General features: G+C 46.6%; 20 protein-coding genes. 10 read left to right on the forward strand and 10 right to left on the reverse strand.

What is annotated here, in order from left to right:
• Positions 1-359: 359 nt before the first annotated feature.
• The 6 genes from fre to trxA form a co-directional block, all read right to left on the reverse strand.
• Positions 360-1,073, reverse strand: a complete 714-nt coding sequence (fre, locus tag R7Q38_RS21515) for an NAD(P)H-flavin reductase (protein ID WP_005382872.1) — start codon at positions 1,071-1,073, stop codon at positions 360-362.
• A gap of 14 nt (positions 1,074-1,087) precedes the next feature.
• On the reverse strand, positions 1,088-1,357 hold the full coding sequence (locus tag R7Q38_RS21520) for a 2Fe-2S iron-sulfur cluster-binding protein (RefSeq protein WP_009696789.1): 270 nt from the start codon (positions 1,355-1,357) through the stop codon (positions 1,088-1,090).
• Positions 1,354-3,207, reverse strand: coding sequence for a 4-hydroxy-3-polyprenylbenzoate decarboxylase (gene ubiD, locus R7Q38_RS21525; protein ID WP_167415540.1), 1,854 nt, complete (start codon positions 3,205-3,207; stop codon positions 1,354-1,356). The genes R7Q38_RS21520 and ubiD overlap by 4 nt, the downstream gene beginning before the upstream one ends.
• Positions 3,208-3,298: 91 nt before the next feature.
• Positions 3,299-4,291 (reverse strand): hypothetical protein, encoded by a 993-nt coding sequence (locus tag R7Q38_RS21530; RefSeq protein ID WP_017821790.1) that lies wholly within the window; start codon positions 4,289-4,291, stop codon positions 3,299-3,301.
• Positions 4,292-4,397: 106 nt separating this feature from the next.
• Positions 4,398-5,657, reverse strand: a complete 1,260-nt coding sequence (gene rho / locus R7Q38_RS21535; RefSeq protein ID WP_005378757.1) for a transcription termination factor Rho — start codon at positions 5,655-5,657, stop codon at positions 4,398-4,400.
• Positions 5,658-5,853: 196 nt separating this feature from the next.
• Positions 5,854-6,180 carry a thioredoxin TrxA gene (gene trxA / locus R7Q38_RS21540; protein ID WP_004745500.1) on the reverse strand — a complete coding sequence of 109 codons (327 nt, stop codon included), beginning with the start codon at positions 6,178-6,180 and terminating at the stop codon, positions 5,854-5,856.
• A 111-nt stretch (positions 6,181-6,291) separates the two neighbouring features.
• Here trxA and rhlB point away from each other — a divergent pair, with 111 nt between their 5' ends.
• The 3 genes from rhlB to R7Q38_RS21555 all read left to right on the forward strand — a co-directional run bounded on the left by rhlB (position 6,292) and on the right by R7Q38_RS21555 (position 10,941).
• The gene (gene rhlB / locus R7Q38_RS21545) at positions 6,292-7,611 is read left to right on the forward strand and encodes an ATP-dependent RNA helicase RhlB (protein ID WP_005378764.1); all 1,320 of its coding nucleotides are present in this window, start codon (positions 6,292-6,294) and stop codon (positions 7,609-7,611) included.
• Positions 7,612-7,631: 20 nt separating this feature from the next.
• Positions 7,632-9,125, forward strand: coding sequence for a guanosine-5'-triphosphate,3'-diphosphate diphosphatase (gene gppA / locus R7Q38_RS21550; protein ID WP_053306516.1), 1,494 nt, complete (start codon positions 7,632-7,634; stop codon positions 9,123-9,125).
• Between the two features lie 172 nt (positions 9,126-9,297).
• A complete protein-coding gene (locus tag R7Q38_RS21555) occupies positions 9,298-10,941 on the forward strand; it encodes a sugar nucleotide-binding protein (protein ID WP_239938871.1) in 1,644 nt (547 codons plus the stop codon).
• 222 nt (positions 10,942-11,163) lie between these two features.
• On the opposite strand, the gene R7Q38_RS21560 is transcribed toward R7Q38_RS21555, so the two are convergent.
• The 3 genes from R7Q38_RS21560 to recQ form a co-directional block, all read right to left on the reverse strand.
• Complete coding sequence (locus R7Q38_RS21560) at positions 11,164-11,838, reverse strand: 7-cyano-7-deazaguanine/7-aminomethyl-7-deazaguanine transporter (protein ID WP_005378770.1); 675 nt, start codon at positions 11,836-11,838, stop codon at positions 11,164-11,166.
• Between the two features lie 234 nt (positions 11,839-12,072).
• Entirely contained in the window at positions 12,073-12,378 is a 306-nt protein-coding gene (locus tag R7Q38_RS21565) for a DUF3630 family protein (RefSeq protein ID WP_005378772.1), read from the reverse strand.
• A gap of 9 nt (positions 12,379-12,387) precedes the next feature.
• On the reverse strand, positions 12,388-14,223 hold the full coding sequence (recQ, locus tag R7Q38_RS21570; protein WP_005451195.1) for an ATP-dependent DNA helicase RecQ: 1,836 nt from the start codon (positions 14,221-14,223) through the stop codon (positions 12,388-12,390).
• A 178-nt stretch (positions 14,224-14,401) separates the two neighbouring features.
• Between recQ and rarD the strand changes: the two genes are divergently transcribed.
• The 4 genes from rarD (at position 14,402) to ggt (ending at position 18,817) form a co-directional block, all read left to right on the forward strand.
• Positions 14,402-15,319 carry an EamA family transporter RarD gene (gene rarD, locus R7Q38_RS21575; RefSeq protein WP_005382912.1) on the forward strand — a complete coding sequence of 306 codons (918 nt, stop codon included), beginning with the start codon at positions 14,402-14,404 and terminating at the stop codon, positions 15,317-15,319.
• 71 nt (positions 15,320-15,390) lie between these two features.
• A complete protein-coding gene (locus tag R7Q38_RS21580) occupies positions 15,391-16,188 on the forward strand; it encodes an AraC family transcriptional regulator (protein ID WP_005382915.1) in 798 nt (265 codons plus the stop codon).
• Positions 16,189-16,279: 91 nt separating this feature from the next.
• Complete coding sequence (locus R7Q38_RS21585; protein WP_005382916.1) at positions 16,280-16,939, forward strand: LysE family translocator; 660 nt, start codon at positions 16,280-16,282, stop codon at positions 16,937-16,939.
• Between the two features lie 111 nt (positions 16,940-17,050).
• On the forward strand, positions 17,051-18,817 hold the full coding sequence (ggt, locus tag R7Q38_RS21590; RefSeq protein ID WP_005382919.1) for a gamma-glutamyltransferase: 1,767 nt from the start codon (positions 17,051-17,053) through the stop codon (positions 18,815-18,817).
• A gap of 919 nt (positions 18,818-19,736) precedes the next feature.
• Here the strand turns inward: ggt and uvrD are convergent.
• The gene (gene uvrD / locus R7Q38_RS21595; protein WP_005378778.1) at positions 19,737-21,911 is read right to left on the reverse strand and encodes a DNA helicase II; all 2,175 of its coding nucleotides are present in this window, start codon (positions 21,909-21,911) and stop codon (positions 19,737-19,739) included.
• Between the two features lie 281 nt (positions 21,912-22,192).
• On the opposite strand from uvrD, the gene R7Q38_RS21600 reads away from it, so the two are divergent.
• The 3 genes from R7Q38_RS21600 (at position 22,193) to R7Q38_RS21610 (ending at position 24,180) form a co-directional block, all read left to right on the forward strand.
• Complete coding sequence (locus R7Q38_RS21600; RefSeq protein ID WP_005378779.1) at positions 22,193-22,453, forward strand: DUF2282 domain-containing protein; 261 nt, start codon at positions 22,193-22,195, stop codon at positions 22,451-22,453.
• A gap of 99 nt (positions 22,454-22,552) precedes the next feature.
• Positions 22,553-23,425: a DUF692 domain-containing protein gene (locus R7Q38_RS21605; protein WP_005378781.1), complete on the forward strand. Its 873-nt coding sequence runs from the start codon at positions 22,553-22,555 to the stop codon at positions 23,423-23,425.
• Complete coding sequence (locus tag R7Q38_RS21610; RefSeq protein WP_005378782.1) at positions 23,422-24,180, forward strand: DNA-binding domain-containing protein; 759 nt, start codon at positions 23,422-23,424, stop codon at positions 24,178-24,180. Before R7Q38_RS21605 ends, R7Q38_RS21610 begins: the two co-directional genes overlap by 4 nt.
• The last annotated feature ends 6 nt before the right edge of the window (positions 24,181-24,186 follow it).

Consider the following 24,186-nt stretch of genomic DNA (forward strand, 5'->3'; position numbering starts at 1 on the left):
ACCGAAGTATCGAATTGGATTATCATCAACGAGTGCCCACACAGATTGATAGGTCTATATTGTTAAAGAGCTTGCTTTGCGATAAGTTTTTCTCTCAAAGCGGAGGTGCATTCTAGCGATTTAATTGACAGTGTCAAACACTTTTTCAATTTTATTTTTCGTAGAAGCTTTCACCTCTCCGACCCTGCTGAAGCCTTATCGCGTCTGCCGTGTCGGTGGATGCGCATTATAGGGAACTCAGATCCGTTCGCAACCCTTTTTTGAAAAAAAATGGAAAAAACTGACTGTTCGATGACTATTTCATCAAAAAAGCACAAAAGAGGGTAAAAAACCCTCTTTTTCTGTATCAAAAGCCGTATTTAAATGAATGCGTACGCGTCTGCGAACATACGTTCGCTCTTCGCTTTCTTGTTCTGAGTGAACTGTTCACGTGCTGCGCCAGCCATTTCAAAACGACCTGCAATATAGATATCGTAGTTTTCTAAGCTTTCGAAATCTTCGGCTACTGCTTGTAGCACGTTACCAACTTTACCTTGCCAGTCTGCAGGTGCTTCTTCTACTACTGGCACAAAGTGAACGTTAGCAAACTTATCGGCGATCTCGACCAGTTCGTCTTTAGCATAAAGCTGGCAGTTATCGCGCGCCCCCCAATATAAATAGATAGGATTGGTTTTATTCTGCGCTACGCAGTGATCCAGAATCGAGCGAACGTAACTGAAGCCTGTACCACCAGCAATTAATAATAATGGGCGTTCGCTTTCTTCTTGAACCCAAGCATCGCCATGTGGCGCATCAATTTCAATCTGACCATCAGTTTCAAGCGCCGCTTGCATTGCTTCGACAACTTCTTGTGCATAAGCGTTGTGTTCCGCCGCACCGATGTGCAGTTCAAGTTCACCTTCATGACGACAAGGGCTGCTTGCGATAGAGAAAGGACGTTTGTCTTTTTCACCCATCACCACCATTAGGTACTGACCCGCTTTAAAAGGCACTGGTGATTCTGGATGAAGAAGGATTTGGTAAGTATTACAAGCTAACGGCTGAATAGACTTTACTTTACATTGGATGGTCATGGTGTTCCTCTCGCTTACTCGTCAAAAGTAAGCACTAAATTACTTTCTGTATAGGCTTGGCAAGGGAATATCCAACCTTGCTGTTGCTCTTTTTCGGTTAGCATCGGTTCGAGGTGATAGCTCACCTCGCCCGTTAGCTTTTTACACATGCACATGGCGCAAGCGCCAACTTGGCAACGGTGTGGGAAGCGAATATTGTTGTTGAGCGCAGCTTCTAACACCGTCTCCCCTTCTTTTACTTGGAATGTAACGTCCATTGGTAGAAGGTGGACTTGATGACTCATAGAATACCTAACTGGTCCCAAATCTCATCGACTTTAGCCACAAGTTTAGGATCTTTTTTGATAGGCGTACCCCACTCGCGCGTGACTTCAGATTCGAACTTGTTGGTCGCATCCAGTCCTAATTTGGATGAACTCTCAGTCTTACCAAGCACTTGAATCGTGTCTCTATCTGGGTCCATTCGAGTTGTCACCGCCCAAATGATGTCATTCCAATCTCGTGCATTAACGTCATCGTCGCACAAAATGATGAATTTGTTATCCGTGTACTGAGCAAAGAAGCCCCATAGATGTTCCATCAATTCTTGGGATTGACCAGCTTGGTCTTTCTTCATAGTCACGACAGCAAATTGGTTGTTTGCTGTAACTGGAAGATAGACGTCAACAATCTCAGGGCGTTGCTGTTTCAACTCATTTAGTTCTGCTTCGGTAATCGCTTTGCTGTCTCGCTCAGTGACCTCGGTTCGCGTCGCCAGCTCGGCATCCCATTTAATGGTCGCATCCAAGCCCATTTTGGAGCCAAGCCCAACCACTGGTGAAGCAAAGTCGAGCGAGTCGATTGGCGTGTTATCTATCATCAAGGTATCACGTACAGGATCCATATGCTCTGACATGGCTTTCACGACATCATTCCAATCTCGTGCGTTTACCGATTCATCGCACACAATAACAAACTTGGTATACATGAATTGACGTAAGAAAGACCACACGCCCATCATTACGCGCTTGGCATGTCCTGGGTACTGCTTCTTCATGGTGACGACGGCCATTCGGTACGAACAACCTTCTGGCGGAAGATAGAAGTCTTCAATCTCTGGGAATTGCTTTTGCAGAATAGGCACAAACACTTCGTTTAATGCCACACCCAATACAGCTGGTTCATCTGGCGGACGACCTGTGTAGGTGCTGTGATAAATAGGGTCTTTACGCATAGTAATGTGCGTAATAGTAAATACGTGGTGCTTTTCTTTTTCGTTATAGTAGCCAGTATGATCACCGTAAGGACCTTCATCAGCAAACTCGCTCGGGTCGATATAACCTTCCATCACGATTTCCGCGCTCGCTGGCACTTCCAAATCGTTGCTGACTGACTTCACGACTTCCGTTTTGCTTCCACGTAGCAAACCTGCAAATGCGTATTCCGATAGCGTATCTGGCACTGGTGTTACTGCACCAAGAATGGTTGCTGGGTCTGCACCGAACGCGACCGAAACTGGGAAAGGTTTACCTGGGTTGGTTTCCATCCAATCGCGCAGATCAAGCGCACCACCACGATGGGCTAACCAACGCATGATGATTTTGTTCTTGGCAATTTTCTGCTGACGGTAAATGCCTAGGTTCTGACGTTTCTTATTTGGACCTTTGGTTACGGTTAAGCCCCAAGTAAGCAGCGGCGCTACATCTTCTGCCCAGCAGCTCATTACCGGAATTTTATCCAAGTCGACTTCATCACCTTGCCAAACAATGTCTTGGCATGGTGCTTTACGTAAACGCTTAGCCGGCATGTTCAATACTTGTTTGAACACAGGCAGTTTTTCTAAAGCGTCTTTGAAGCCTTTTGGTGGCTCAGGTTCTTTTAAATAAGCCAGCAGCTTACCGACTTCTCTTAATTCTTTAACGTCTTCACGTCCCATGCCAATTGCGACACGCTCTGGTGTACCAAACAGGTTAGTCAAAACAGGTACGTCGTAGCCGATTGGGTTCTCAAACAACAGCGCAGGTCCACCAGCACGCAAGGTGCGGTCGCTGATTTCTGTCATTTCATAAGCGGGATCGACAGGGTGAGTGATGCGTTTAAGTCGACCTTTCTGTTCTAGGTGGTCGATAAATTCGCGTAAATCCTTAAAACTCATAGGCCTTCATGCTGGCTGATTAAACTGTCCGCAGTATAACAAATAGGAGGACGCTAAGATCCTCCTATTTTGTGTGGGTATGTGAGCAAGATTACTTTAATACTTGTTCAATCTGCCGAGTCTTTATCTGATGGTTCGAAGATACTAACTCTTCCAACCAGGTTTGATGCCCTTGTTGAGCAAGCTCTCGAGCAACCATGGTTGCTTCTTCTGATAACGCCATTTTTCTAACTAGAAACTGCTTTACTTGCGGAGATAGTGGGTTAGATTTTGTAAGTAGACTAATAGCTTCTGGCTTGAGTGATGGGTTAACTGTGGCATTCATCAATTGCTGAATGGAAAAAACGTCTCCAACCGCAGCTAAACGCTCAAGTTCGGACTGGCTGTTGTAATCGGCTTTCATCCGCCAGAGTAAGTTGTACACTTCCTCATCCTGACTAACTTGTGCCAACCTGACTATCACGGCCGTCGAGGGTAACCAACTGGTCACATTTGCTTTGGTTAACTGGGCCGTTAATGCAGCAAGCGCGTTGGGTGATAAACTGTCTAACTCTCGAATCAAAAGCGCTTCACGCGCTTGAGCTTGTTGAGATGGCCCTGTAAGCCATTGCTTTAAGTTAAGCTCTCTTCGTTCAGCTTGTAAGACAAAGTCCAAGGTACTTTGGTCTTGTTTCCAACGCTTAATCAAGCGACTCGCAATAACGGGAAAGTTAAAAGCGGGTACACTAAATTCATACCCATCACCTCGCTCTAACACTTGATAAGTCGGGGTCATACGGATCTGGGACTCAACAAACAGAGCCATTCGAGGCGTGAGAATCACATCTTGCTTTTCAAGCTTTTCCAATAATTGAAAGCGCACCACCTCTTGTTGAGGCAAAGCAAGTCGATCAAGGGCAAATTTAAGCGAGTCGACTTCATCTCTGACAGCGTAATCAAGCAGTTCAGAGACTTTAGCCTGTATTTGAGTATCCTGAAGCCACTGCTCTACTACAGACTCATGCATTTCCTTGGCAGATAATGTCGCAGGTAGAGTGATAAGTGACAAGCTCAGGAGTAATGACGACAACATTCCTTGTTGCATGTTAACCTCCCGATAACATTTCCTTCATTCTGATACTTCTATCGGGAGAAAGCAATAAAAAAGCCACCGATATACGGTGGCTTTTCGCAGAATGACTTATCTGAGACTATTGACGACGCATCGCATCGAAGAACTCATCGTTGGTCTTCGTCATCGCTAGCTTATCGATTAGGAATTCCATTGCGTCGATTTCGCCCATTGGGTGAACGATCTTACGCAGAATCCACATCTTCTGTAGTTCGTCAGTCTTCGTCAGTAGCTCTTCACGACGTGTACCTGAGCGGTTGAAGTCAATCGCAGGGAATACACGCTTCTCAGCAATCTTACGGTTCAAGTGCAGTTCCATGTTACCTGTACCCTTGAACTCTTCGTAGATAACTTCATCCATTTTAGAACCAGTATCTACTAGTGCCGTTGCGATGATAGTTAGGCTGCCGCCTTCTTCTACGTTACGTGCAGCACCGAAGAAACGCTTAGGACGATGTAATGCGTTTGCATCCACACCACCTGTTAGTACTTTACCTGATGAAGGCACTACGGTGTTGTAAGCACGAGCTAGGCGAGTGATAGAGTCAAGCAAGATAACCACGTCTTTCTTATGTTCAACAAGACGTTTTGCCTTCTCGATTACCATTTCCGCTACTTGTACGTGACGAGATGCTGGCTCATCGAAAGTCGACGCAACCACTTCACCTTTAACTAGGCGCTGCATCTCAGTTACTTCTTCTGGACGTTCGTCGATAAGAAGAACCATCAACTCACACTCTGGGTGGTTGTACGCGATGCTTTGCGCGATGTTTTGCAGAAGCATTGTTTTACCCGCTTTAGGCGGAGCAACAATCAGACCACGTTGACCTTTACCGATTGGCGATGCCAAGTCTAAAACACGTGCTGTAATGTCTTCTGTTGAACCGTTACCACGCTCCATAACCATGCGCTCATTCGCATGTAGAGGGGTAAGGTTTTCAAATAGGATCTTGTTACGGGCGTTGTCTGGTTTATCGTCGTTAACGGTATTGACTTTTAGAAGGGCAAAGTAACGTTCACCGTCTTTTGGTGGACGAATTTTGCCAGCGATAGAGTCACCAGTACGTAGGTTAAAGCGACGAATCTGACTTGGTGATACGTAGATATCGTCCGGACCCGCAAGGTATGAACTATCTGCACTGCGTAGGAAACCAAAGCCGTCTTGCAGAATTTCCAGAACCCCATCGCCAAAGATGTCTTCGCCGCCTTTAGCGTGCGCTTTTAAAATCGCGAAGATGATGTCTTGTTTTCTTAAGCGAGCTAGGTTCTCTAATCCTAAGCTTTCGCCCAGTTTTACAAGGTCAGACACAGGTCTGTTCTTCAGTTCGGTAAGGTTCATGGTGGTGGATTCTTGTTTAGTCAAAATAAGATCTGTTTTCTAGTTAAGATGGATTTGGTCTCAGGATCGACCAAGAAGAGAAATTTGTTCAATTAACGCGCGATAAGTTAGCACTAATTAGTATTCTAGTCCAGAGTTAGAAAAACAAAACCGTGCATTGTAACTTTGCACGGTTTTATCTGTAATCACTTGGTGATTATAAGTTTGCGTCTAGGAACTCTTTTAGTTGAGTTTTAGACAGAGCACCTACTTTCGTTGCCGCTACGTTACCATCTTTAAATAGTAATAGCGTTGGAATGCCGCGAATACCAAACTTAGGTGGTGTACCTGCGTTATGGTCGATGTTTAGTTTACCGATAGTGAGTTTGCCTTCGTACTCGTCTGCGATTTCGTCCAAAATAGGAGCGATCATTTTACAAGGACCACACCATTCTGCCCAAAAATCCACTAGAACCGGGCCTGCAGCGTTGATTACATCGTTTTCAAAACCGTCATCAGTTAGCTGCAAAATCTTATCACTCATCTTCCACTCCAATGTGTTTTTCGAAACTGGTTGGATGATAACCAGTAATTAGATGCCCTATTGGAATGTATTTACTTTCGTATTGCAAGCTTTAGCTGATATTCTATAGCCATGAAAAAGACGCATATCACAGAGCAAAAGTTCGCCGATTTGGGCTTAAAGCCCCAAGTTATTGAAGGATTGGACAAAAAAGGGTTCGAATTTTGTACCCCTATCCAAGCCTTGGCGTTGCCGGTCCTGCTCACCGGCCAAGACATCGCAGGCCAGGCCCAAACGGGTACTGGTAAAACGCTCGCGTTTCTTACTGCTACGTTCAACCACCTTCTGACGACTCCGGAACATGAAGGTCGTAAGCCTACACAGCCACGCGCAATTATTATGGCGCCTACACGTGAGCTCGCTATTCAGATTTACAATGATGCAGAATCATTAACTGAAAGCACAGGTCTAAAAACCGCTCTAGCTTACGGTGGTGAAAGCTACGACAAGCAACTTGCGAAACTGCAAGACGGCGTAGATATTCTGATCGGAACAACAGGCCGTATCATCGATTTCTACAAACAGCGCGTATTTAACCTCAACAACATTCAAGCTGTTGTTCTGGACGAAGCCGACCGCATGTTCGATCTTGGCTTTATTAAAGACATTCGCTTCTTGTTCCGTCGTATGCCTGAGCCAAAAGAGCGTTTGAACATGCTGTTCTCAGCAACGCTGTCTTACCGCGTTCAAGAACTGGCATTCGAACACATGAATACTCCTGAGCATGTCGTTGTCGAACCAGAACAAAAAACTGGCCACCGTATCCAGGAAGAGCTTTTCTATCCTTCGAATGAAGACAAAATGGCGCTGCTTCAAACACTAATTGAAGAAGAGTGGCCAGATCGCGCTATCATTTTTGCCAATACCAAGCATAAGTGTGAATCGGTTTGGGGTCATTTGGCTGCCGATGGACATCGTGTAGGCCTTCTTACTGGCGATGTACCGCAGAAGAAGCGTGAGAAGATTCTTGAGCAATTCACCAAAGGTGATGTCGACATCTTAGTTGCAACTGACGTTGCAGCGCGTGGCCTGCATATTCCTCAGGTAACGCACGTTTTCAACTACGACCTTCCTGACGACTGTGAAGATTATGTTCACCGTATTGGCCGTACTGGTCGCGCTGGTGCGAGCGGCCATTCGATCAGTTTTGCTTGTGAAGAGTACGCGGTTAACCTACCAGCAATCGAAGAATACATTGAGCACACAATCCCAGTTTCAGAGTACGATTCGTCGGCACTGATTCAAGATCTACCGGCTCCGATTCGTATGCGTGCACCACGCAACCAACAGCGCCGCACGAATACTGGCGGTACCCGCTCTGGTTCTGGTAACCGTAAGCCGCAGGGACGTCGTCCACGCCAACCGCGTCAATCGGCACCAAAACAATCGTAATAGGAAACTGAGTTCGTTTTATGAGTCAAGCAGGATCATCACCGCTATATGCCGCCATCGACCTCGGGTCGAACAGTTTTCACATGCTCGTTGTGCGTCACATCGATGGCAGCGTTCAAACAATGGCTAAAATTAAGCGCAAAGTTCGTCTAGCAGCGGGCTTAGATGAACATAATTCTCTTAGTATGGAAGCTATGCAGCGAGGATGGGACTGCTTAAGTCTATTTGCGGAACGCTTGCAGGACATTCCTAAACAAAACATTCGCATCGTCGGTACTGCAACATTACGTACCGCGACCAATGTAGATGTGTTTTTAGAAAAGGCTAACCAAATTCTAGGCCAGCCTATCGAAGTGATTACTGGTGAAGAAGAAGCTGCCACTATCTATAAAGGTGTCGCTCACACCTCTGGCGGTAGTGGTCGTCGCCTTGTAGTCGATATCGGTGGAGCAAGTACCGAACTGATTATCGGGGAAGGTTTCGAAGCCAAAGCACTGACCAGCTTAAAAATGGGCTGCGTGACTTGGCTTGAAAACTTCTTTAAAGATCGCCAATTGAATGCTCGTAACTTTGACGCGGCAATTGAAGGAGCGAAACAGACCATCCAGCCGATTTTAGAACGTTATACAGAAATTGGTTGGGATGTGTGCGTTGGTGCATCAGGCACTGTTCAGGCATTGCAAGAGATAATGCTGGCGCAAGGCATGGACGAAGTAATCACTCACTCCAAACTCAAGCGTCTACAGAAGCAAGCCATGTTGGCCGACCATTTAGAAGAGCTCGATATTGAAGGCTTAACACTTGAGCGCGCATTAGTGTTCCCTAGTGGCCTCTCTATTTTGATTGCCGTTTTTGAATTGCTTGAAATCGATGCTATGACACTGGCTGGCGGCGCACTACGCGAAGGCTTAGTGTATGAGATGGTTGAAGAGCTTCGTCAAGAAGACATTCGTGCCCGCACTATCGCTAGCGTACAAAATCGTTATCAGCTCGATCACCAATACGGTGAACAAGTCGCTAGTCTGGCACACACGCTTTTACAGCAAGCTGGAGGCGATGAGTGGATTACAGAGCCTCAGGGCAAGATATTACTCGAGACCGCCGCAAAACTGCATGAAATTGGCTTAACTATCGATTTCAAAAAAGGCGGAGAGCATAGTGCTTACTTGCTACAGAATTTGGATCTGCCTGGTTACACGCGCGCACAGAAGTTCTTTATTGGTGAAGTGGCTCGTCGCTATCGCGAACAGCTCACTTCTTTACCTGAGCAGCATGCATTATCAGGCTCAAGTGCCAAACGAGTATTGAGACTGTTGCGTCTTGCGGTTCTACTCAGCCATCGTCGCAATCCTGATCTAGAGCCAAATGTGACTCTAACAGTTGAAGGAGACAATCTAACGTTACACATTGATGCACAATGGCTAGAGAAAAACCCACTGACTGCGGCTGAGTTGGAAATTGAATCCAACCGTCAGACAGACATCGGCTGGCCATTAAATATCGTAGCAAAATAAGCGAATATCACTGCCTTACAATACTAAAGCCCAGGCGTTCGCTTGGGCTTTTTTGCATCTACTTCCCCTACAAAACGTGCTGCCCAGCAAAAATCTCAGCTTCTCCGCTCTACATCGAAAAACAGCCATGCTTTATTGATAAACACAATTTAGCCAACCAAGATGCACCATCATGAAAACCGTTTTAATGACTGGCTTAACTGGCACCCTCGCCCCAAAAGTCGCTCATCAGTTTCACCTACGCGGCTGGAACATATTGGAGTGGAATCACCACCAAATCCCGCCGGATGATCTACAGCAAAGTGAACAATTTTGGCAGCAACACCACATCAATGCGGTGTGCCATATGGCGATGGGAAGTGAAGAGTGGGCAGCGTGGCTTGGTGAGCAATGCAAACGCCATAATATTCCTTACCTCTTTGTCAGCACAGCAATGGTATTTGATGCCACAAAAAACGGGCCTTATGGCATCTTTGAAGAAAGAAACACCCAAGATGATTACGGCAAATACAAAGTTCGTTGTGAAGATGCAATCTGGCAAGCAAATCCAGATGCGATGGTTGCTCGAATTGGTTGGCAGCTCCATCACCAAGCAGAAGGCAATAACATGTTGGCGCATCTCGACCGCCAATATGAAGAGAACGGCGTTATTACCGCTAGCACGGCTTGGTATCCCGCGACTTCTCATATGGACGATACTGCACTCGCCTTTTTGCAGCTTATTGAGCGGAACGAAGCCGGTTTATATCACCTTGATAGCAACTTAAAAGATAAGTGGAATTTCTACGAACTCGTTTGTGCACTCAAACAGCATTACAACAAACCATGGCAAGTGCTGCCAAGCAATGACTATCACCATGACCAACGTCTAACAGATGAACGAATTGCCTTGCCGCCATTGAGTGAACGTTTCACCAAGCCAGAGCAAATCCAGCAAGCTGGCATCATAGGAATCAACTGGGGACGCACGCACATTCCGCACTATAGAAACAATGGTGTTGCAGTCACGACGTTATGTGCCAACCAAATAGAACCTCTTCAGCAAGCGTGCAGTGAAGAAGCAATCCCAAAGGCAGAAACGAACATCAGCGCACTCAAACTACTTGATGTCGTGACCATCGCGACACCTGCGCATACTCATGCAGAGATCATAAAGACGTTAGGTTCAACCAAGCTTATCTGTGAAAAGCCATTGTTGGGATTGAATTCCGACATCACTCACTGGCAGCAACCGAACGCCAACCTATTGGTTAATTACGCCTTTGCTCAGCTAAATACCGCCAAGACAATAGAGGAGTGGCTCACTTCGCAAACCCAACCTTGTGTGGTCAATCTAGTCACCCAGGTTAACCTACCGGGCACCTTCACACTCAAAGAGTGGTTTCTTGAAACAGCTAGCCACCCTATCTCCTGGTTGCTGCACTGCTTTGGAGACTACTCTCAGTCGACACTGACTGAGAAAAACGGCCAACTGATCGTTGAGCTGCAATGTGGCGACCACCAGCTAAGATTTGTATTTGAATTAACAGGTGAGCCGGGCATCGAGCACAATCTAACGATTCAATCCAACCAGACCTTAACCAGCAAAGGCTACTACCGTGTCGGAGAAAAATGGCGTTTCGAGCCCATTCTCGTTAATGGCAACGCGATAAATGATGGAGAGTACAGCGAGTCTGATTGCTGGCAGGACGCCAATCAACGCAGTGTCGGTTTGATGTTGGCGATGTTCAATCAAAGCATCAGCTGGGATAACGGCCTGCAACTTGGCGCCTTCGATGCGCAAAAAGCCATTTTGATTGAGAAGATGCTCTGTTAGCCATTTCACCAGCGAGCTTCCTCTACGTGCCGTACCTTCGATTAAAAGGTCTCACTCGGGACCTTTTTTACTGCTCATTTTTACCTTCGTACAGCTCAGGGAGCTTTTGGACACCCATGATCTAATTGCTCCCCACGCTGTACAAAACCCTCTAAATCCCAGTAAGCAGGTACAAAAAAGCCGCTTGATTTAAGCAAGCGGCTTTCGGGGTTCCCACTGATATTAAGACTGAACGCTTGTCGTCACCTTAAAGTCAGGGTTCACCGCAGTCAGCTTCTTAATTAGGTAATTCAGTAATACGCCGTACATCGGAACGAACAAACCAAGACTGATAATCAGTTTGAAGCCGTAATCCACCAGCGCGATTTCCGTCCAATGCTCTGCCATAAATGGATCTGGGCTTTGATAGAACGCAATGGCGAAGAAAGCGATGGTATCAAGTGCATTACCGAAAAGCGTTGAACACGTTGGTGCCACCCACCATTGCTTCATTTGACGTAGGCGGTTGAACACGTGCACATCCATGATCTGACCAAGTAGGTACGCCATGAAGCTAGCAATCGCGATACGAGCAACGAATAAGTTAAATTCCCCTAGGTGACCAAAACCTTGGAATTGACCTTCGAAGAACACCACCGATAAGAAGTAAGACACTGCCAAAGCAGGCAACATCACTAAGAAGATGATCTTACGCGCCAACTGAGCACCGAAAATACGCACCGTTAAGTCAGTCGCTAGGAATATAAATGGGAAAGTGAATGCGCCCCAAGTGGTATGGAAACCGAAAATAGTAAACGGTAGCTGAACTAGGTAATTGCTAGATGCAATAATGACTAGGTGGAATAGAACCAGATAGATAAGGGCGTTGCGCTGCTGCGCAGGGGTAAAGTTACTCATGCGATACCTTTTTAGTTTGGTTTGGGGGTGAGGGAACCCAAATCGAGTCACTGAATAAAGTGGCTCTTACCAACAATGTAAAATGAAAAATAAACTGGCTTGGCTCATTCTGAGCGAAGCGGTGGGCGATTATACATTAACCACTTTTCGCCGCAAGTCGTCTGTTTGACGCAAACGTTTAAGCATAAAAAAGGGTGTTTCATGTGAAACACCCTTTCAAGAAAAATTCTATTTTTAGAAACCGCGCTGGAACAATCCTGCAAGATAATCCAACTCTTCCCTGCTCTCTTCAATCGCTAACGCTTCAAACCAAATCGCTTCGCTGTAATGCTCTGCTTTCATAAACAGTCGGCAACCTTCAAAGTCGATCAGCCAAGAGTGAATGTCCGCATCCCATTGCTTTTCCACCACAGTAGCGGAAAGCAAGCCGACTAAACGCTCACCTAAGGCAGGAAAACTATCAAGGTCAAAGCTCGGCGCAGTAATGATTAAGCGCCCTTCTTGTGCCATGTAGTCCGCTAAGCCAAATTCCTTTTGCATCTTGGTTCCTTATCCGTGGTGAGTAATGTGTTCTTGAATCAAATCAAGGAATGGATCGGCGTACTTCTCTAGTTTGCGTTGACCAACACCGCTCACTGCCAGCATTTCGCCGTAAGACGTTGGCAGAATTTCCGCCATATCAATCAGAGTCGCGTCACTGAAGACCACGTATGGTGGCAAACCATCTTCATCAGCAATCGACTTACGCAACTTGCGTAACTTAGCAAACAGCTTTTTGTCGTAGTTCTTGCTGGTCAGTTTATCTGACTTCGCCGCACGTGCTGCGGTGTCTAAACGTGGAACCGCTAACTCCAGAGTCACATCGCCACGCAACAACGGACGCGCCTCTTCGGTAAGTTGCAACGTTGAGTTACGAGTGATGTTTTGGAACAGCAGCCCTTTGTGGATTAACTGACGGAAAATACTCACCCAGTAATCGTGGCTATGATCGCGCCCTATCGCGTAAGTAGAAATCTTATCGTGCCCATTTTCACGTACACGAATGTTTTGCATGCCACGTAGCACTTCTACCACGTAGCCCATACCAAAGCTCTGATTAACACGGTACACACAAGACAACGCCTTACGCGCTTCTTCCGTGGCATCAAAGTGTTTCGGTGGATCTAAGCAAATATCGCAGTTGCCACATGGCTTCTCACGATACTCACCAAAGTAATTCAATAGTACCTGACGACGACAAGTCTGCGCCTCAGCAAAGGCACTCATCGCATTCAGTTTGTGGGTTTCCACCTGCTTCTGTGGACCATCGTCTTTCTCATCCAACATACGGCGCAGCCAACTGATGTCCGCTGGGTCATACAACATCATGGCTTCCGCAGGTAGACCATCACGCCCTGCACGACCGGTTTCCTGATAGTAGGACTCGATATTACGCGGGATATCAAAGTGAACCACAAAACGCACGTTTGGTTTGTTGATGCCCATACCGAATGCCACGGTCGCCACTACAATTTGGATGTCATCACGTTGGAAAGCTTCTTGAACGTAAGCGCGCTCATCAGCGTCCATACCTGCGTGATAACCAGCAGCACGAATGTGGTTGTTGCACAGCTTCTCGGTCACCATCTCAACTTTCTTACGGCTACCACAATAGATGATGCCGCAATTCCCCTTTTGGGTTTCAAGATAACGAACGATTTGCGAAACCGGCTTGTGCTTCTCAACTAAGTTGTAGCGAATGTTGGGACGGTCGAAGCTGCCTAGGTAAACCTCTGGATTATTCAGTTGCAGACGTTCAAGAATATCTCGGCGCGTTGCGTCATCTGCGGTCGCCGTCAGCGCCATAAATGGCACATGGGAAAACTGCTGCTTAAGTTGACCAAGCGCGGCATATTCTGGACGGAAGTCGTGTCCCCACTGGGAAATACAGTGCGCTTCATCAACGGCAATCATCGATAACGGCAGGTTTTCCAAACGTTCAATGAAGTCACGCATTAATACGCGTTCTGGCGAGACGTACACCAACTTAAGATGACCAGTGTGCATGCGGTTATACACGCTGAGCAGCTCTTCACGAGGCATGGTCGAGTTAATGCACTCAGCCGCTACACCGTTGGCTTTAAGCTGGTCCACTTGGTCCTTCATCAGCGAGATAAGCGGAGAGATCACCAAAGTAATGCCAGAGCGAACCAAAGCAGGAATTTGATAACACAGCGACTTACCGCCACCAGTAGGCAGGATAACTAAGCTGTCGCGACCTTCTACCGCAGCGTCAATCACCAACTGCTGACCATCACGGAACTCTTGGTAACCAAACACATCCTCCAACACACGTTGAGGCGTTACAGGCGAATCAGATTGTTCGGCTAACAAGGTCGAGGTCATGAAAAGTCTCAGATTGGGTCTTAAAAAAGAGGTGCTTATGCATACCACTGGCACACAAAGTGAGGGCACATTGTAATGGGGTTTCATGGTGAATAAAACCGCAAATTGTTAGGTGTTTCGCATCACGACTCGTATACTGATTTTCTGCTCTATAAAACACACAATTAGGTGACACTTCATGACACCAGAAGACGAACAACAACGCGCGCGGCAAGGCATCTTGCTAGCGATTGGCGCGTATACCATGTGGGGCATTGCGCCGATGTACTTTAAGTCCATCGCACAAGTATCTCCTTTGGAAATTCTAAGCCACCGAGTGATATGGTCTTTCTTTTTGCTTGCTGCACTCCTCCATTTTGGCCGTCACTGGCGCTCGGCTTACCACATCGCGAAAGACAAAACGAAAATCGCTTACCTGATCGCAAGTTCCATGTTAATTGGCGGCAATTGGTTGATTTTCATTTGGGCGGTAAACTCGAATCATATGCTCGACGCCAGCTTAGGTTATTACATTAACCCACTGATCAACGTCTTACTCGGGATGGTCTTCCTTGGTGAGCGACTGCGTAAATTACAGTGGTTCGCGGTTGTATTGGCAGGTTGTGGCGTACTCGTTCAACTGATTGTATTTGGCTCCGTACCCGTTGTTGCGATGGCGTTAGCAATGAGCTTCGGCTTTTATGGCTTATTAAGAAAGAAAGTCAGTGTCGATGCAAAAACTGGCTTGTTTATCGAGACATTACTTCTACTGCCAGTGGCCGCTGTTTATTTGCTTTTTGTTGCCGATACACCAACCTCAAATATGCTTACGAATCCACTTACGTTAAATAGTTTGTTGATCGCAGCTGGGGTTATAACAACCCTGCCACTGCTGTGCTTTACGGGTGCAGCAACAAGACTCAAATTATCGACTTTGGGCTTTTTCCAATATATAGGCCCAAGCTTAATGTTTTTACTTGCAGTATTGATGTATGGCGAACCCTTTACCATGGATAAAGCGATCACTTTCGTCTTTATTTGGGGAGCACTAGTCGTGTTTAGCTTTGATGGATTACGTAATAACCGTCGCTCACGCCGAATCGTTCAGCCACAGTGATCGTTTTTTACAAGACAAGTTAGAAATTGCCAGATAAGCTTGGTCATAATGTGACCAAGCTTTTTTATTTAATGGAACATATTCAGTACTACGCAACCGACCATGACAACTTGAGTCTAATAGAGGCGAAATACCAGAAATTTGCTTTTCAAAGGCATTACCATCTGGATTTTCATCTCGGCCTGATCACGCATGGTGCGCAGAAGTTCCAATACCAAGGTAACAGCCACCAAGTTGGTCACGGGCAAATTGTGATTATGCCGCCGGATGAGCTGCACGACGGGCAATCTAAGCTCGAGAGTGGCTACGAAGTAAATGTGTTTGCGATCGAACCTCATCTATTGAGCGATCTGGCTGATCTTAAGCAAAACGGTCAAATAATACACTTCAACGAACTGATCATCTCGGATCCGCAGATATTTTCACAACTTAGTAACTTGCACGGGCTGCTTCGTCGTGAAAACCTCAGCCAACTCACCAAAGATTGCCTTCCTTTTGAAGGATTTAACCAACTTTTTGATCGCTACGGATCGCTTGAGCGACAAAAAGTGGTGCCGCTAGGAAACCAATCGCTTGGGACGTTAAAAGATTATCTAATGGCGAACCTTGACCAAGCGGTGCGTTTGGATTCACTTTCAGAGCTGTGCCAACTGAGCCCAACTCAGTTCCAGCGCCACTTTAAAGCGCAAACTGGCATGACGCCTTATGCATGGTTCGCACGCCTGCGCCTTGAACAAGGCATGAAGTTACTGCAAGCTGGTCAATGTGGTACCGACGTCGCTCATCAAATCGGTTTCTATGATCAAGCGCATTTCAGCAAAGCGTTTAAACAGACCTACGGCGTTTCCCCTTCTCAAGTGGCTCGTTAATTTCATTTACCGAGAAAGCTGTCAGTTTTTTACAAGCGCCACAGGTGACTTACCACGACAATAGCCGCATTGGTTAAATTTGAGATGTGTTATGAATGAATCCACCATATTGCTGACACTCGCCAGCATTCACTTTATTGCCCTAATGAGTCCAGGTCCGGACTTTGCGCTGGTCGTACAAAATGCGACGCGTCATGGTCGTCAAACTGGCTTGTACATTGCGTTGGGATTGTCCGTCGGTATTTTGCTGCACTCTTTGTTCAGCCTGACAGGTGTGAGTTTTGTCGTCCACCAGCACCCAGTGCTGTATTCCGTGGTACAACTGCTCGGTGGTAGTTACCTGCTCTACTTGGGAATTGGCGCATTGCGTGCCGTGATCTCGATGATCCAAAAACCACAGACGGATCAACCTAAGAAGCAAAATAACCTAGTGATCAGCAATAAGCGTCAAGCGTTTGCTAAAGGGTTTGCGACCAACATTCTTAACCCAAAAGCCCTGGTGTTCTTTGTCAGTTTGATGTCGAGTTTAGTCCCAGCAGGTATGTCGATTACTGGCAAAGGTATTGCCTTGGTCATCCTGTTTGGCTTGTCGCTATTCTGGTTCTCTAGCCTTGCATGGATGCTGTCGACACAGCGCTTACAGCGTAAATTGCAACAAGCGGGTATCTACATCGACGGTCTATGCGGCGTGGTATTTACTCTAGTGGGCGGCAGTATTCTATACCAAACTATCAATACTTTTATCGGATAAAGTACTGATTTAAAAGCGTAGCACAATCGACATTTCTAAGATTGCTGACTCGACGTGACTCTCCATAACTGCCAAGCTCAAAGCACAAAACTGGCAACATGGAGAGTCATCATGCATTGGACGTTCAACCGACTCGTGACCACGGGTCTTTTTCTTACTTCCCCACTCGTCTTATCTACCTCAGCCTTTGCTAACCAAGCAGCAGATGCGGTTGCACCGGAGCACAGTACTGGCTTCGAGCAAAAACAATTGATCAAAGCGAAAGATTATATGGTTACCGCTGCTAACCCAATTGCAACCCAAGCTGGTGCGGATGTTATTGCCCAAGGTGGTAATGCTATTGATGCTATGGTTGCCGTGCAGCTGATGCTGGGCTTGGTAGAACCGCAATCATCAGGTATTGGTGGTGGCGCCTTCTTAGTGTATTGGGACAGTGAGAAACAAAAACTAACTACGTATGATGGACGCGAAACCGCACCGCTCGCCGCGACGCCGAAACTCTTTTTAGACGAAAAAGGACAACCCCTACAATTTTACGATGCGGTTGTCGGCGGGCGCTCCGTTGCCACTCCTGGTACAGTGAAACTGCTGTGGGACACGCACCAGAAATACGGCAAGTTGGAATGGAAGAAGATCATCCAACCCGTGATTACCTTGGCTGAGCAAGGTTTCGAAGTCAGTCCTCGCCTCGCGAGTCTGATTGAGAAAGATGCTAAGCGCCTATCACGCTTCCCTGCAACTAAGGCTTACTTCTTCAATCCAGACGGCTCACCAAAAACCGAAGGCACGTTGTTGAAGAACCCTGAATACGCGCAAACTCTGACGGCAATTGCAGAGCAAGGGGCAAAAGCTTTCTATCAAGGCGATATCGCTACAGACATCATCAAGACCGTACAGAATGCACCGGGCAATCCTGGCGTATTGGCACAACCTGACTTTGATGCGTTCCAAATCAAGCAACGTGAACCGGTTTGTGCGGCTTACCAAAGCTATGACATCTGCGGCATGGGACCACCTAGCTCTGGCGCATTGACGGTTGGACAGATTCTCGCGATCACCGAGCAATACGATCTTAAAGGTTGGGGAGCCGAAAGCGCAAAATCATGGCAAGTGATCGCCGATGCATCGCGCCTTGCGTTCGCGGATCGTGGTAAATACATGGCTGACCAAGATTATGTGCCAATGCCAACCGAAGGCTTGCTTGATAAAGATTACCTCAAACAACGTGCTGAGCTCATTCAAGTCGGTAAAGCCTTGAGTAAGGCTGAAGCCGGTAATCCTCCTTGGTCGCACGCCATGAACTTAAGCATGGACCAATCGATCGAGCTGCCTTCCACCAGCCATTTCAATATCGTCGATAAGCAAGGCAATGTGGTTTCAATGACAACAACCATTGAGAACGCCTTTGGCTCACGCTTGATGGTACGCGGCTTCTTGCTCAATAACGAACTGACCGATTTCTCTTTCCGCACGCATCAAGATGGTGTGCCAATCGCGAACCGCTTAGAACCGGGAAAACGCCCACGTTCATCCATGGCACCAACCATTATGATGAAGGATGACAAACCTTACATGGCAATTGGCTCACCGGGTGGCAGCCGCATTATTGGTTACGTCGCACAAGCCATTATCGCCCACACGCAATGGGATATGGACATCCAAAGCGCGATTAATCAGCCACGATTGCTGAACCGTTTTGGCACCTTAGATATTGAGCAAGGTACCGCCGCAGAGGGCTTACAGCCTGCTCTGGAGAAGATGGGCTTTAAAACCGATGTTCGGGATTTGAACTCTGGTCTGCATGCGATACGAATAACAAAAGACGGTCTTGAAGGCGCTGCGGATCCAAGACGTGAAGGTGCCGCTATCGGGCAGTAAGAGTCTTTCGCTCGACCCCTTGTGCGAGATCTCTCACAAAGGGTTGAGCAAACCTCTCTTTTTTAATGGTAAAACCGTACAGAAAAGAGCATAAGCCATTGAATTTAATACTCATGTATCTTTTTTGAACGCTAAGAGAGTTAAAAAATGTGAGATTAGCCCGTTGTTGGAAATCGTTAAACACGTAATATTAAACCTGTCGGAAGGATGCTGACACGGAACAGGAAACACCACGGACTTGGTGAACTTCAGGAAGAAGAAACGGTTATTCAGGATGAATAGTCGGGCATGGATTGCAAAATTGGACATTGAACGGAATCAATAGTGACTAGGATGGTTGCTACTAAGGACGGGAAATGGACACCTCTGGACGAGGCAAGGATTTGAACATCAGGATGATGTCAGGGACACCGCTCAGGGAACAAGTGATGAGAGCTAACGAGGATAGTTAGCAGACCAGGATAAGGTCATTAAGGACACCGCTAGGAAGGCGACGTAAGGATTAAGCTGACGGATTCAGCACACTATCATGGATTAGATGCATGGAGCACTCTTAGTAGCTGGATTGCTGCGAGTAAGACTATAACCCCGATGGGCGCAAGCCCTCGGGGTTTTTCTTTGCCTAAAGTTTTTCTCATCTGCACCGTTAAATCGCGCTTTCGAATTCCATTTTTTTACTGCTTTATCGACGCCAAAACCGCACAAACAAAAAGAGCCGCCGAAGCAGCTCTTAAGTTGATGATACCAATCACAGTAAATAAGTGATCAGAAATAGCGTAGGGAAAATGCTTGAGAACAAGGCGCAATTTTTCGATAAGTAGTTATTCTACAATCAAAAATTGCAACGCAGTTATCGAGTATTTTAACAAGCTAGAATGACCAGTTATTTACTACGATTGGTATGAGTTTTGGTCAAGCCTTACAGTTTCTCTAGTCGTGCGTAAGCAGTTACCAACCATTTGATGCCTTCACCGTTAAAGGCAATCTGTACACGGCTTTGTGGACCACTGCCTTCGAAGTTGATGATGGTGCCTTCACCAAACTTTGGATGCATCACACGAGAACCTAGCGTAAAGCCGGTTTCATTAAAGCTCTCTTTCACAACAGTTTGGCTAAATCGACCACTGCTTGAAGGACGGCTAACTTGCGCCTTCATTCGTACTTCATCTAAACAAGTTTCTGGCAGTTCACGGATAAAGCGAGACGGTTTATGGTATTTATCCTGACCGTACAAACGACGCATTTCAGCATAAGTGATGTACAGTTTCTGCATTGCACGGGTCATGCCTACGTAACACAGACGGCGTTCTTCTTCTAAGCGCCCTGCTTCTTCTGCCGACATTTGGCTTGGGAACATGCCTTCTTCCACACCGACCATAAACACCAATGGGAACTCTAGACCTTTCGCACTGTGTAATGTCATGAGCTGAACCGCATCTTCAAATTCGTCCGCTTGTCCTTCGCCCGCTTCTAGTGCTGCGTGGGTTAGGAATGCCGTCAGCAGTGACATGTCTTCGGCTTCTTCTGGTTTCTCAAATTGGCGAGTTGCGGTCACCAATTCCTCCAAGTTCTCAATACGTGCCTTAGACTTTTCGCCCTTCTCTTGCTCGTACATCGCGAACAAGCCCGAGTATTTAATTACATGGTCAGTTTGGTGATGCAGCGGCATCTCTAAGGTGTCGTCTTCTAGCGCGGTGACAAGCTCGATAAAACGGCTCAGAGCACCAGCAGCGCGACCAGCAAGCACCTTCTCGTCCAACATTGCCACACTCGCTTCCCACATAGTGCAACCACGGTCACGAGCCGCAAAACGGATGGTTTCAAGCGTCTTATCGCCCAAACCACGCGTTGGCGTATTCACCACACGTTCAAACGCCGCATCATCGTTACGGTTGGCAATCAGACGCATGTAGCTCAAGGCATCTTTGATTTCCTGACGTTCGAAGAATCGCATGCCGCCATAGATACGATAAGGCAGACCGGCTTGAATTAACGCTTCTTCCAGAACACGCGACTGGGCGTTGTTACGGTAAAGCATCGCAGCGTCATTCAGAGCACCGCCCTTGTCTTGCCACTCTTTGATTTTGTTCACCGCAAAACGGGCTTCATCTAATTCGTTGTAAGCGCTGTAAACCGAGATAGGCTCACCGACCACGCCATCCGTCCACAACTCTTTACCCATACGCTCGGTGTTATTCGCAATCAGGGTGTTAGATGCTTCCAGAATGGTCTTGGTTGAACGGTAGTTTTGCTCAAGACGAATGGTATTTACGCTTGGGAATTCGAGCGTAAACTTCTCAATATTCTCGACTTTTGCACCACGCCAACCATAAATCGACTGGTCGTCATCACCTACGATCATCACGTGACACTCAGGACCCGCCATCATACGTAGCCAAGCATATTGAATGTTGTTGGTATCTTGGAACTCGTCCACCAAGATATGCTTAAAGCGTGCTTGGTAGTGTTCACGGACGAACTTGTTATCACGCAGTAGCTCATGTGCGCGCAGCAAGATTTCCGCAAAATCGACTAAACCAGCACGATCACACGCTTCTTGGTAAGCGGTGTACAACTGCAGATATGTCTTGGTTACTGGATCATGGTACGCATCAATGTGCGACGGACGCAGACCTTCGTCTTTCTTACCGTTAATCCACCATGCCACTTGGCGTGCAGGCCATTGCTTCTCATCGAGGTTTTGCGCTTTGATCAAACGCTTTAGCAGACGCTGCTGGTCGTCACTGTCAATGATTTGGAAATCTTCCGGTAGCTTCGCATCAAGATAGTGTGCTCGCAGAATACGGTGACAAATGCCGTGGAAAGTACCATTCCACATACCGCCTGCACTGCCCATCATTAGCTCTTCGATACGTCCACGCATCTCTGCCGCCGCCTTATTGGTAAAGGTTACCGACATGATTGAAAACGGAGAAGCTTGCTCGACCGACATCAGCCAAGCGATACGGTGAACAAGAACGCGTGTCTTACCACTTCCTGCGCCAGCAAGAACGAGCAAGTTTTCTAGAGGTGCTGCAACGGCTTCACGTTGTTTATCGTTCAAACCGTCGAGTAATAGAGATGGATCCATCATGATGAGAGCTACTGGTTATTTATACATAAAAACCGATTATAACCTAAACAACCGGGTGCTGTTTAGACAAAACTTGATAAAAAAATCGATGTTTTTTTGCCCAATACATCAATTAGTTATATCTATTTGACCCTACAAACCCATTTACTTCAGAAATTTTTCTGAAAGTTTTTTAGCCAGTTTCCTATCTTTTAAGTTAAGCAAGTTGATAACAAAAACGCCAAAACAGGCGATTCATCTTGCCAACTTAAAGTAAAGGAAATCATTCAGAGGAATTTATTATGAAAAAGTCGAATCTAGCTGTTACTGCTGCTGTTACTGGTCTTCTAGCTCTTGGTGGCACAATGCTAACTGCAGCTCCAGCTGTCGCTGCTGAAAAAGAAAAGTGCTATGGCGTTTCTAAAGCAGGTAAAAACGACTGTGCAACAAAAAGCAGCTCATGCGCTGGTACTTCTAAAGAAGATAACCAAAAAGACGCATTCGTAGTCGTACCAAAAGGTCTTTGTGACAAACTCGCTGGCGGTAGCACTTCTTCTTCATAATCTTTTATCGCTAGCTATTGTGAGGATGCGTTGACGCTCAACCAACGCAAAGCCAAGACGCATCCTTCTCTTCCCGCACGATTTGAAAAGGAGTTTCACGTGAAACACCACACCTTCCACGACCTTGTTGGAGTTGGATTAAGAACCCCTCACCTCGATTACTTTAGCCAATCCCAGCCTGAGTTGTCTTGGTTAGAAATCCACAGTGAAAACTATTTCCAACCCAATGCAACAGAGCGCCATCAGCTACAAACGCTTCGCGAGCAATATCAAATTAGCTGCCACGGTATTGGTTTGTCGCTAGGTTCGGTGGAACGTGTTAGTCAAAAGCATCTTGCGCAACTTAAATCACTGATTGACTCAATCGACCCAATTCTTGTTTCTGACCATTTAAGTTGGAGTGAAAACGGCGGTCACTACTTTAATGACCTGCTTCCACTTCCGTATACGGAAGAAGCGCTCAACGTGTTCACTCGTAACGTGAATGAAGTGCAGGAATATTTGCAACGCGAGATCTTGATAGAGAACCCATCTAGTTATGTGAAGTTTCAACATTCGACCATCAGCGAATGGGAGTTTCTTACCGAAGTGCAAAAGCGCACTGACTGTCGTTTATTGCTCGATCTAAACAATGTTTATGTTTCGGCGTTCAACCACGGTTTTGATTGCGACACATACCTAGATGCGATTCCAGCCGACAAAGTGGATGAGATTCACTTGGCAGGTTTTACCATCAAACAACTCGACAAAGGTGAGATATGGATTGATACCCATAGCCGCCCAGTTAGTGATGAAGTTTGGCAACTGTTCGCGCAGTGGACAAAAAAACACGGTCCACGTCATACGTTGATTGAATGGGATTTGGATATCCCCGCGCCAGAAGTCTTATTAGGAGAAGCGCAGAAAGCATCGCAACTGCTGTTGCAAGGCACACTTCCAAGTGAACAAAGCGAACCAAGGAAGGCATCATGAATCTAGCCACCTTACAAAGCCAGTTTGCTAAAGCCCTGCACTATCAAGCGCTCGGTGAAGACTGCGATATTGCCAGTGATGAGTTTACCGCTGATGAACGCATACAAATTTACCGCAATAACTTTATCGTCAGCTTAAGCGAAGTGTTGTCCGCGACCTACCCGATGGTTGAAGCGCTGCTTGGTGAAGAATGCTTTGAACAGATAGCTCGCCAGCATGTTCTTTCTTACCCATTAAAAGAAGGAAATGTGGTGCATTATGGCGAAGGCTTTCAAGACACCATCATGCAGTTTAGTCAGGTGATCGCACAAGCACCTTACAGCCCTGAAGTCGCACGCTTCGAGTGGCATATCGACCTAGCTCGTCAAGCACAGTATGAGCAATCCAATGCAGCGGAATTAAAACCGCTTGCGTTACTTGGCGAAGTGAGTGAAGAGCAACAACCCGCTTTAGTCTTACACCTTAAAAAGGGCTGCCGCAGCTTTGACTCCAATTACGCAGTATTCGATCTATTTAGTGCGATTCAAACTGGGCAATTCGAACAACTTAATATCAACCAATTACAGCAAGGTGTCATCTCGATTCAAGCCAATGGAGAAGCCTTGTGTCACGCACTCGATGCCGATGTGTTCCAACTGCTGCAATGTTTAGAGCAGAAGCAGAGTTTGAGCGAAATACCTGAAGTTTTACTCGCTCATCTCAATCGCATCATGGCACTCGATATTGTTGACGGCTTTACATTGCAATCAATCTAAGGAGCA

The sequence above is a fragment of the Vibrio sp. Vb0598 genome, assembly GCF_033338935.1.
Lineage (GTDB): Bacteria > Pseudomonadota > Gammaproteobacteria > Enterobacterales > Vibrionaceae > Vibrio > Vibrio alginolyticus.